Annotated in this window: 11 protein-coding genes and 1 pseudogene; 5 read left to right on the top strand and 7 right to left on the bottom strand. The window is 56.6% G+C overall.

Annotation, left to right across the window (positions count from 1 at the left end):
* Nucleotides 1–157: 157 nt before the first annotated feature.
* From sutA to glnK, 4 genes are all read right to left on the bottom strand, one after another.
* Nucleotides 158–481 (bottom strand): transcriptional regulator SutA, encoded by a 324-nt coding sequence (gene sutA, locus KGA88_RS09820; RefSeq protein ID WP_095943368.1) that lies wholly within the window; start codon nucleotides 479–481, stop codon nucleotides 158–160.
* 101 nt (nucleotides 482–582) lie between these two features.
* Nucleotides 583–1008: a secondary thiamine-phosphate synthase enzyme YjbQ gene (locus KGA88_RS09815; RefSeq protein WP_008015517.1), complete on the bottom strand. Its 426-nt coding sequence runs from the start codon at nucleotides 1006–1008 to the stop codon at nucleotides 583–585.
* Nucleotides 1009–1221: 213 nt separating this feature from the next.
* A complete protein-coding gene (locus KGA88_RS09810; protein ID WP_110660026.1) occupies nucleotides 1222–2559 on the bottom strand; it encodes an ammonium transporter in 1338 nt (445 codons plus the stop codon).
* 35 nt (nucleotides 2560–2594) lie between these two features.
* The gene (gene glnK, locus KGA88_RS09805) at nucleotides 2595–2933 is read right to left on the bottom strand and encodes a P-II family nitrogen regulator (RefSeq protein WP_002555808.1); all 339 of its coding nucleotides are present in this window, start codon (nucleotides 2931–2933) and stop codon (nucleotides 2595–2597) included.
* A gap of 418 nt (nucleotides 2934–3351) precedes the next feature.
* Between glnK and KGA88_RS09800 the strand changes: the two genes are divergently transcribed.
* Nucleotides 3352–3612: an accessory factor UbiK family protein gene (locus KGA88_RS09800; RefSeq protein WP_046038993.1), complete on the top strand. Its 261-nt coding sequence runs from the start codon at nucleotides 3352–3354 to the stop codon at nucleotides 3610–3612.
* Between the two features lie 385 nt (nucleotides 3613–3997).
* Nucleotides 3998–4519, top strand: coding sequence for a Bro-N domain-containing protein (locus KGA88_RS09795; RefSeq protein WP_110660027.1), 522 nt, complete (start codon nucleotides 3998–4000; stop codon nucleotides 4517–4519).
* 27 nt (nucleotides 4520–4546) lie between these two features.
* Here the strand turns inward: KGA88_RS09795 and KGA88_RS09790 are convergent.
* A pseudogene (locus tag KGA88_RS09790) lies at nucleotides 4547–4657 on the bottom strand (addiction module antidote protein, HigA family); the annotation flags it as partial.
* A 468-nt stretch (nucleotides 4658–5125) separates the two neighbouring features.
* On the opposite strand from KGA88_RS09790, the gene KGA88_RS09785 reads away from it, so the two are divergent.
* From KGA88_RS09785 to KGA88_RS09775, 3 genes are all read left to right on the top strand, one after another.
* Entirely contained in the window at nucleotides 5126–5572 is a 447-nt protein-coding gene (locus KGA88_RS09785) for a hypothetical protein (RefSeq protein ID WP_223590450.1), read from the top strand.
* A 103-nt stretch (nucleotides 5573–5675) separates the two neighbouring features.
* On the top strand, nucleotides 5676–6458 hold the full coding sequence (locus tag KGA88_RS09780) for a hypothetical protein (RefSeq protein ID WP_223590448.1): 783 nt from the start codon (nucleotides 5676–5678) through the stop codon (nucleotides 6456–6458).
* 219 nt (nucleotides 6459–6677) lie between these two features.
* On the top strand, nucleotides 6678–8171 hold the full coding sequence (locus KGA88_RS09775; RefSeq protein ID WP_110660029.1) for a YifB family Mg chelatase-like AAA ATPase: 1494 nt from the start codon (nucleotides 6678–6680) through the stop codon (nucleotides 8169–8171).
* 58 nt (nucleotides 8172–8229) lie between these two features.
* Here the strand turns inward: KGA88_RS09775 and KGA88_RS09770 are convergent, their stop codons facing one another.
* Together KGA88_RS09770 and KGA88_RS09765 are read right to left on the bottom strand one after the other, a co-directional pair.
* A complete protein-coding gene (locus KGA88_RS09770) occupies nucleotides 8230–9444 on the bottom strand; it encodes an aldose 1-epimerase family protein (RefSeq protein WP_223590445.1) in 1215 nt (404 codons plus the stop codon).
* 243 nt (nucleotides 9445–9687) lie between these two features.
* The gene (locus KGA88_RS09765; RefSeq protein WP_110660031.1) at nucleotides 9688–10608 is read right to left on the bottom strand and encodes a LysR substrate-binding domain-containing protein; all 921 of its coding nucleotides are present in this window, start codon (nucleotides 10606–10608) and stop codon (nucleotides 9688–9690) included.
* Nucleotides 10609–10695: the final 87 nt, after the last annotated feature.

Raw genomic sequence — 10695 nt, 5'->3', positions numbered from 1 at the left:
TGTGTATAAGAGACAGCGTCGACATTGATGCTGGCTGACACGACGCCTTCGCGAGCAAGCCCGCTCCCACAGTGGATTGTGCTCATCCGAAATTTTTGTTCCAGGCATGAAAAAGCCCGCAGCGACGGCGGGCTTTTTCAGCAAGCGGGTAGCAGCCTCAGATAGGCCGGCTGCCGTACTTGTTGTCCGGTTTCTTAGGAGGATCGGCGACCACATTGGCCTCCACTTCCTGCACCTTGCCACCTTTGGCCAAAAACTCCTCCATGGCCCGCGCGAGAGCATCGCGTTCCTTGTTCTTGGCTTCGACACTCGGCAGCTCATCGACCGACACCGCTGCCTTGGCCTTGCCTTTGGCGGTCGGAGCCGGCGCATCACCGCCATCGTCTTCAGCGACGTCTTCCGCCGCTGCTTCCAGACCTTCTTCGGTTTCGTCGTCGTCGCCTACTTCGAGGTCGTCGTTTTCCAGATCATCGTCGCTCATGTTCTACCTCATGACTTGCGAAAAGCAGATTAGTTATAGCCCAGCTTTGCCCTCTGTCGAAGGCTGCCGGAAAAAAATCAACAGCCGCTGCTGACCAGCGGTTATGCCTCTTCACCGTGCACGGTGGCGAGGACTTTACGGGCACCGCCATGATCACGGTGCTCGCCCAGGTAAACGCCTTGCCAGGTCCCCAACGCCAACCGGCCTGCCGAAATCGGCAAACTGAGCTGACAGCCAAGCACGCTGGCCTTGAAGTGCGCCGGGAGGTCGTCCAGGCCTTCGTCGTTATGCTCATAGCCGTCTGTTCCTTGTGGGATCAGACGATTGAAAAACCGTTCGAAGTCGCGACGTACCGCCGGATCGGCGTTCTCGTTGATGGTCAACGACGCCGAGGTATGCTGCAGCCACAAATGCAACAGACCGACCCGACACGCCTTGAGTTCAGGCAGGCCGGCGAGTAACTCGTCCGTTACCAGATGAAAGCCCCGGGGCCTCGCCCGCAAGGTAATCAGAGTCTGTTGCCACATACAGTTCTCCGCACGTTCGGGGCGCATTCTAGCGCGCTCTGGGAAAAAACAAAGGCCCTAATATTCCTTGAATCTTGTAAGCCTTCGACCGCACAAAAACACCCGACGCAAACATCGCAAAACCTGTAGGAAAAAACCTTTCAGCTCAGCCTTCGATGACAAATTTCAGACAAAAAAATGCCCGGCAAGCCGGGCAATTTTTTATGCGCGTGCTTACAAGTTGTAGCCGCGTTCGTTGTGAAGCGCCAGATCGATGCCGACCGCCTCTTCTTCTTCGTTGATGCGCAGCCCCATGACCATATCCAGCACCTTGAGGATGATGTACGTGGCGATCGCGGTATAGATCACTGTGAAGCCCACGCCTTTGCACTGAATCCATACTTGTGCGGCGATGTCGGTCACGGTGCCGAAGCCACCCAGGGACGGCGCGGCGAACACACCGGTCAGGATCGCGCCGAGAATACCGCCGATACCGTGTACGCCGAAGGCGTCCAGGGAGTCGTCATAGCCGAGTTTGCGCTTCAGGGTGGTGGCGCAGAAGAAGCACACCACGCCAGCAGCCAGACCGATTACCAACGCGCCCATCGGGCCAACGGTGCCCGCAGCCGGGGTGATTGCCACCAGACCGGCAACCACGCCCGAAGCGATACCCAGTGCGCTAGGTTTGCCATGGGTGAGCCACTCGGCAAACATCCAGCCCAGCGCCGCAGCAGCGGTAGCGATTTGTGTCACCAGCATCGCCATACCGGCGGTGCCGTTGGCCGCAGCGGCGGAACCGGCGTTGAAGCCGAACCAGCCAACCCACAGCATGGCCGCGCCCATCAAGGTGTAACCAAGGTTGTGCGGCGCCATCGGCGTAGTCGGGAAGCCTTTGCGCTTGCCCAGTACCAGGCAGGCAACCAGACCGGCCACACCGGCGTTGATGTGCACAACGGTGCCGCCAGCGAAGTCCAGAACGCCCCAGTCCCACATCAGGCCGCCGTTACCGGACCAGACCATGTGCGCAATCGGCGCGTAGACCAGGGTGAACCAGATGCCCATGAAGACCAGCATCGCGGAGAACTTCATCCGCTCGGCGAAGGCGCCGACGATCAACGCAGGAGTGATGATGGCGAAGGTCATCTGGAAGGTGACGAACACCGCTTCCGGGAACAGCGCCGCAGGACCGGTCAGGCTGGCTGGCGTGATGCCGGCGAGGAATGCCTTGCCCATGCCGCCGAAGAACGAGTTGAAGTTGACGACGCCCTGCTCCATGCCCGTGGTGTCGAACGCGATGCTGTAGCCATAAATGACCCACAGGACGCTGATCAGACCGGTAATGGCGAAGCACTGCATCATCACGGAAAGAATGTTTTTCGACCGAACCATGCCGCCGTAGAACAGCGCGAGGCCGGGAATGGTCATGAACAGCACCAAGGCTGTCGAGGTCAACATCCAGGCGGTGTCGCCGGAGTTGAGGACTGGGGCCGCCACTTCGTCTGCCGCCAAAGCAAGGCTGGGCATTACGATGGACAACAGGGCTCCTAGCCCTGCGAATTTACGCAGAGTCATATTGTTTTCTCCTGGGGCGTTGGGTTTGTGGCGGCTTAGATAGCGTCGGTATCGGTTTCGCCGGTACGGATGCGAATCGCCTGTTCCAGATTGACCACGAAGATCTTGCCGTCACCGATCTTGCCGGTGTTGGCAGCCTTGGTGATGGCCTCGATTACCCGGTCCAGATCCTTGTCGTCGATGGCGACGTCGATCTTCACCTTGGGCAGGAAATCGACCACGTACTCCGCGCCGCGATACAGCTCGGTGTGACCCTTCTGCCGGCCAAAGCCTTTGACTTCAGTGACGGTAATGCCCTGCACGCCGATCTCGGACAGCGACTCGCGTACGTCGTCCAACTTGAACGGCTTGATGATGGCAGTGACTAGCTTCATGAAAACTCTCTCCCGAATTGGTGGACTTGCCCCAGGAAAACAAACCCGTCTCAAGTCTAAGCGCAGTGCCTGGCTTTGTAACGCATCGTCGGCCTTACCTGCCCGTCCGACGCCAGCTAACCGCTCCTGCGAAACACTCCCCGCGTTTCGCCTGGCGCACTGCATTCGTCACAGCGACTGCATCAGTGCATGGGTCACCAGCATCTAAGCAGAAAGCTTGCCATCTCCACAAAAATGACTGTTTTCAAGCCGTTACCGGTGGATGGTGGATACTTCGCGACAACACCCTGCACGTTACGCACAACAACGGTGCGATACCGTCCGTCCCAATGCGCGAAAACCGTGCACCCCTGGCCCGCGCAAATGACTATAGACACCGCGTGATACACTGCCCGTCATTGTTTCCAGGACATTGCCCATGCTCGCGCCAAAAGACTTCCTCGACGCCCTCACCGGCACCGCCTCCCGCCTCTTCAGCGGCGATACGCCCCTGCCGAAAGCCGAAATCGAAAGCCAGTTCAAAATGTTGCTGCAAAGCGGCTTCAGCAAACTGGATCTGGTGAGCAGGGAAGAATTCGATAGTCAGATGGTTGTACTGGCGCGCACGCGGGCGCGGCTGGAGAGCCTTGAGGCGAAGGTGGCGGAGCTTGAGGCGAAGCTGAATCCGCCGACCGAGTAACTCATCAATCCTGATTCGAAACACAGCCCCCTGTAGGAGCTGCCGAAGGCTGCGATCTTTTGATCCTAAGCCCCGCAAAAATCCCGGCAACGTCCTACAAACATCACACCGCCGTCCGATTGCGTCGCTAAGCCCCGGTTCCTAAGCTCATCTCGGCTGAATATTCAGCACTGGGTTTGGCGACCCGGATAGCATTTGACGCACCGCAACCACGTTCGATACTGGGCATTATTCCCTTCTCGAATTATGGCGGCTGGGCGTGGGAGACCTTCGGGTCTGCCGGTTTTTCGCATGCACCGGTTCGCCAACCCGCGCACAGCTGCCACCCTTTTCGTTTGGCGACGATCAGCGGCAGTTTCCTTCATGCGAATTTGGGTACTGCTCGATGGACGAAAATTATCTAATACCTCACGCCTTCACCCGCCACAAACTCCACCTCCACGCCCTCCTAATACAAAACCAACCCTGGTTCAGCGCCCGTGACCTCGGCCGCCTCCTGCGCCTCTACCTCGACGAACGCGCCGTCCGAAAACTCGATCCCGACCAATACCAAACAGCCAAAACCCTCATCCACGGTCACATCGAAAACATCCTGTTGATCAGCGAATCCGGCGTCTACACATTACTGGTCTACCACTACTGCCCCGAGTACCGAGCTCTGCGTGAATGGCTCACCCACGAAGTCGTCCCCGCCCTGCGAGACGCCCTATACCCCACTACAATCGAACGCCCGCAACTGAGCCTGCTCAACTGGCCGGAAATGTCGTTGAGCCTGCTGCACTGGAACAACCAGTCGTGGATTCGGTTGCAGGATGTGCCGCAGATGCTGCCTGACCAGGAGACTTCAAGGCCTGCTATCAGTGCGCCTTGGTGGAAAAGAGCCGCAAAGATGCTTAACGCATTTTGAATAAAAACCCCACGCGTTGGCGTGGGGGTTCAGCCAGAATTCCGGGGGAGTGTCCAGACAGATAGATAACCTCAGAGCCATATCAGCACTGACACCCTGACGCTGGAGCACGATGTCGTTCACCGTAGGTGTCGACATTCAACGCTTCCAGGCGATTACCCGGTGGAGATCGAAGATCTACTTGGGGCGAGACTGCTCGCGATAAAGCCGAAACGACCTTCAGATTGACCTGTAGGAATTGCCGCAGGCTACGGCATTCAAGCCCGCAAGAATCCCGGCAACTTCCTACGAAGATCTCATTCCCCGTCCGATTGCGCCGCAAAGCTCCGGTTCCTAAGCTCACTCCCAGTTAATTAGTCAGCAACGGGTTTGGCGACTCGAGCAGCACCCGACGCACCGTGACCACGTTCGAACCAGTGATTTATTCCTTTCTCGAATGATGGCCGTGCATGGAAAACCTTCGGGCCTGCCGGCATTTCCGCAGGCTCCGGTTCACCAATCCGCTTGAAAAATTTAAGTCCATGTTACATAGCTTAGATAATAGCTTGTAATGAGCACAACTTTTTAAATGGAATACTGTTACCAACACCACAAGGAGCAACACCCATGAAAACATCCAAGTCTTTAATTGTCGCTTTCGCATTGACTGCATTTCACATAAGTTCAGCGGTTGCTGGGCCGCCTGTTACAGTCATATTCAAGAACCTTGGAACACAGACTGCTACGTATACTCCCATAACGAACAACGAAGCTATAACGAAAGCAAACGCATCACCTACTCCACAAGCGTCCGTGACTGCAAAAAGCTCGGATACGTACGACATACAAAGCCAGATATCACCTAATTACAACCATGCTAATTTACGATATCAAATCGGCAACAAGGAATGTGTTTATTTAGCGACATTTGTGACCACCCTTGGCTTTGGCGCAAGCAAAATTCCAAAATGGAATAATACGGCCACGCCTAGTGGTGGGGCGACCTGCACCATAAAAGTAACTAAAACAAATCCGTCCACCTATGCTTGGTCAGTAGTAATTACAATGAAGTAAAGTATGTAGCGGGCCTTAAGCGGCTTGTAAAATCTTGCTAAAGCATCAACAGTCATTAGGCAACCTATCATGTTTTAGTCATCGAACAGGGAGTGGCAACAAAATGGTTAATTCACTAAACAATTTTTCAACTAGCAGCAGCCAAGCACCAGCTGAAACAAAAAAATTGACAGAGACTCCCGGCAAAAACCAAGGCGTGAGCCAAAATACACTCCAAGGCCCAATTGGCAACGCACTAGATAGTAGTACCGTTTCCACGCTAGCTAGCCAATTGAGCGAAGCCTCAGTACGTGCACAGGCCCGGGATGCACGCCTAACTAGAACGGAACTGAGTGGGATGGCTAAAAACACATTCAACGAGTTGGACAGCGGTCATTATACTGGCAACAAATTAAAACACGACTCTGAAGTTCCCGACACAGACAATGCCGAATTATTAGCGCGCGCCAAAAATGCGACAAAGTATACAAACGGGCTCGGAAAGAACCCGTTTTCGGGGATGCCCAGGGATCAGCTTGCTTTAATTACTTACGATGACAGCGGCACCTTTACCGTCAATGAAAGGCGGGCAGCATTGGAAGAATCAGCCAAGCAAGAATTTGCATGGCGACAGAAAGTGGTGGCCGAAGCAGAATATGAATATAACAGCACCGGAAAACTCACCAAATTCTTCCAAAGCGTCCTTGATCATTACAAGGAACTTCCCTTAGTTGAGCGAGCACAGTATCCCGATAACTATGAAACAAAACTGCAGGGGTGGATTGATTTGGACTTCAACTATTTCACGCATACTGCAGAAGGCAAAAACAAGTTGGATATCGAAAGCTTCTTAAGTAATGTGCTGACGGGCAGTAGTTTGTTTGACAACACGACATCTTCCAAATAAATCGCTCCAACCATTCGATAATTTTTGAATCCACTCGTGCATTGCAATAGCTGTGGCGAGGGAGCTTGCTCCCTCATCACAGAGGAAAATACTTTGCCCTTCGCACTCTCGCAACATCCTGCGAACATTCCTACCCACTCTGCACCGACATTACTTCGCTACCCGACTACCCTTCACTCAACCGCAGGAAGCGGTCTAACGTCAGCTCAAGGAACGACCATGTCCCTCTCCATCGTCCACAGCCGCGCCCAGGTCGGCGTGGAGGCGCCAGCCGTTACCGTTGAAGTCCATCTGGCCAATGGTTTGCCGTCGCTGACCATGGTCGGCCTGCCCGAGGCGGCGGTGAAGGAAAGCAAGGATCGGGTGCGCAGCGCGATCATCAATTCGGGACTGCAATTTCCGGCGCGACGGATCACGTTGAATCTGGCGCCCGCGGATTTGCCCAAGGATGGCGGGCGGTTCGATCTGGCGATTGCCCTGGGAATTCTCTCGGCCAGCGTGCAGGTGCCGACGCTGACACTGGATGACGTGGAGTGCTTGGGGGAACTGGCGCTGTCAGGTGCGGTGCGGGCGGTTCGAGGGGTGTTGCCGGCGGCGCTGGCGGCACGCAAGGCCGGGCGCTGGCTGATGGTACCGCAGGCGAATGCCGAAGAGGCCTGTCTGGCGTCAGGGTTGAAGGTCATCGCGGTTGACCATCTATTGCAGGCTGTGGCGCATTTCAACGGACACACACCCATCGAGCCTTACGTTTCCAACGGTTTGCTCTACGCCAACAAACCCTACCCCGACTTGAATGAAGTTCAGGGGCAAATGGCGGCCAAACGCGCGCTGCTGATTGCGGCAGCGGGTGCACATAACCTGCTGTTCAGCGGGCCACCGGGTACAGGCAAGACGCTATTGGCGAGCCGATTGCCAGGGCTGTTGCCACCCCTGGCCGAGAGTGAAGCACTGGAGGTCGCGGCGATTCAGTCAGTCGCCAGTTGTGTGCCGTTGAGCCACTGGCCACAGCGCCCCTTCCGACAACCACACCATTCCGCCTCAGGACCGGCACTGGTGGGCGGTGGCTCGAAACCACAACCGGGCGAAATCACCCTCGCTCACCATGGCGTGCTGTTCCTCGATGAACTCCCGGAATTTGATCGCAAGGTATTGGAGGTGTTGAGAGAGCCACTGGAATCCGGCCACATCGTGATTTCCCGCGCCAAGGACCGCGTACGCTTCCCGGCGCGCTTTCAACTGGTCGCCGCGATGAATCCCTGCCCCTGTGGATATCTTGGCGAACCGAGTGGCCGTTGCTCCTGTACGCCGGACATGGTTCAGCGCTATCGCAACAAACTGTCGGGGCCACTGCTGGATCGTATTGATCTGCACCTGACGGTTGCTCGCGAAGCCACGGCATTGAATCCTGCGTTAAAAGCCGGCGACGACACTGCCACCGCCGCCAAGTTGGTTGCCGATGCACGAGAACGGCAACAAAAGCGCCAAGGCTGTGCCAATGCCTTTCTCGACTTGCCGGGCCTGCGCAGACACTGCAAATTATCCACAACAGACGAAACCTGGCTGGAGACGGCGTGTGAACGACTGACCTTGTCACTGCGAGCGGCCCATCGACTGCTCAAAGTAGCGCGCACTCTTGCGGACCTTGAACAAGTCGATGAGATCAGACGCGAGCACTTGGCCGAAGCGCTGCAATATCGGCCAACAAGCCAGTAGCTCAAATTTGTAAGTGTTTTTTCGACCAATAAGCGGTTTTTCGAAAAGATGGCGAAAATCACCCCTTGCTGAGATCAACCAACGGCGTCTGCCGCACCTCAGTCTCCCGCCCACCTTGAATCTCGCTTACCTGCTTCAGCGCCTTATCCACAGCGGTCTTATCCGCCAGCAAGGCGTAGCTGATGCGGAACTGCTTCTGCTCCTTCGGCCCAATCATTGGCACCAGGTTCAGTGGCCGCTGATACCGGCGGTTGTAGGAAAAACTCGTGCCTGGCTCAAGCCCCGTGACATAGCCCTGCCCTTGGGTATCGGTGTTTTTCCACAGGGAGAACACGGGCAGTGCTTGAGTGTTGAAACCGACCGAGACGCCCAGGCTACCGGCCTTGTTATGCAGGACGGTCAACGTATCGCCCTTGGCATCGGCGTACGGCACTACGTTGTAAACCGTTTCGTCATAGTCCTTGGTCGGTCCGCGATAGGTTTGCCAGTCCGGCAAATCGCTTTTGGCTTTATCGTTGAACGGCGACACCTGTTTCACCGGCGCGGCGAAGCGGGCGCCCTGCTCCAGGAATGGGGTGCTGAAGTTGCTGTGATACAGCGCCTGGTATTCCTTCGGATAGTCGCCGTTGTTGGTCAGGGTGTCGTTGAGGGCGAAAACTACGCTGCCGGGCTCGGTGACCAGTTCGGTCGCGACCGAGAAGTCGACTTTCTTGAAAGCCTGCTCTTTCAGCTCGCCGCGCAGGCTGATGGCGTACGGCGGTTTTTCATCGACGTGCAGGGTGACTTTGTTGGCCGGAATATTGGCAGCGCGACCGTGCAGGGTCAGCAGTTCGCCGTTGTCGATGCCGGGGTGGCCGACCCATTCGTAGCCGCAGCGGGTGACCAGTTCATTGAAGCCTTCCAGCCAGCCCAGGCCACCACGGCCGTTGAGCTCGATGAAAGACGGATTGACCACTTCCTTGACTGGCGAATCCCAACCCATGCGCACGTTACCGACCGAGGCCAGCAGGACGTTCATGCCGCGAGTTGGAACTACCGAAAGTTTCATCGTGCCGTTATCGATATCGACGATGCTGACGCCTTCCTGCCGACCGCCGTGCAAGGTGCGCAGGGTCACGCTGAAAGGCTTGTCGGTTTTTACGCCGAGTTGCTGGCTGGTGATTTGCCAGTTCTGGGCGGCTTTGTTGGTGTCGAGCAGGACGTAATCCCATGCCAGGGCTTGGGAGGCAGCGGACAGTGCGCTGAGGGCAACGAAGAGTTTGAGCGGGTTCATGAAAATAGCCTTTCTTGGAGTTGTGCCATTTTTATAGACAGGATGAAACGTTTCAGCAAGCGTAAAAGTCGAGAAATGCCTAGAAAGACAATTGATCGGTAGTCAACCTCATGCCGCAAGCCCGCTGTGGAATACAGGGACCTGAACGAAGGTCCAATCAGCAAATTTTCAGCGGCGAAGCTGAATACTCGAGTCACTCACCAGGAGATAGCCTGAAGCCGTCATTGCGGCGGCTTCATCGTTTCAGCTCAGATGCACGACATCCGGCAATTCCATGGACCGGACTTCGTTTTGCAGAAAGTCGCTGAGCCGGCGCATGCGCTCGCCGCCGGGCCGGGTTTTCGGCCAGACCAGGTAATAACACTCGCCACTGGCGACGGCGGTCGGCCAGGGCAAACTCAAGCGGCCCTGGGCCACATCCTCGGCCACCATCAGCAGATCGCCCATGGACACGCCATAGCCTCGGGCGGCGGCAATCATGCCCAGTTCCAGGGTATCGAACACCTGGCCGCCCTTGAGCGACACCTGTTCGGCCAGGCCCATGCGCTCCAGCCAGTTGCGCCAGTCACGCCGGTCCGGCGTCGGGTGCAGCAACTCGGTATTGGCCAGGCGCTCGACATCCCAAGGCTGGTCGTCCCGCAGGTTGGGCGCGCCGACCGGGATCAATTCCTCGGGAAACAGGTAACTCGCCTCCCAGTCCGGGGGAAAATGGCCGTTACCCAACAGTACGGCGCAGTCGAACGGTTCGTCGTTGAAATCCACCGAGTCGACGTCCATCCACGCACTGGTCAATTGCACTTCGTTGCCCGGCTGCAGATGACGGAAGCGGCTGAGGCGCGCCAGCAACCAGCGCATGGTCAGGGTCGACGGGGCTTTCATGCGCAGGATGTCATCTTCGGCGCGCAAGGTATTGCAGGCGCGCTCAAGGGCGGTAAAACCTTCGCGAATGCCCGGCAGCAGCAAGCGCGCCGACTCGGTCAATTGCAGGTTGCGGCCACTGCGATGAAACAGGCGGCAGGCAAAATGCTCTTCAAGCGTACGAATATGCCGGCTGACCGCACTTTGGGTGATCGACAGCTCTTCGGCCGCACGGGTAAACGAGCTGTGCCGCGCCGCCGCTTCGAATGCGCGCAGGGCATACAAGGGAGGAAGACGACGGGACATTCGGAAAGCTCCTACAACAGGGTTTGCCCACCCTAGCAGAAACTCTCCAGCATGAGTTTGAATCATGCCATCCATCCTTTTTATCCC

Origin of the sequence: Pseudomonas sp. A-R-19 (assembly GCF_019956575.1) — a bacterium.
Classification (GTDB): Bacteria; Pseudomonadota; Gammaproteobacteria; order Pseudomonadales; family Pseudomonadaceae; genus Aquipseudomonas.
The sequence above is the reverse complement of the archived record's forward strand: the minus strand, read 5'-3'. Positions and strand labels throughout refer to the sequence as shown.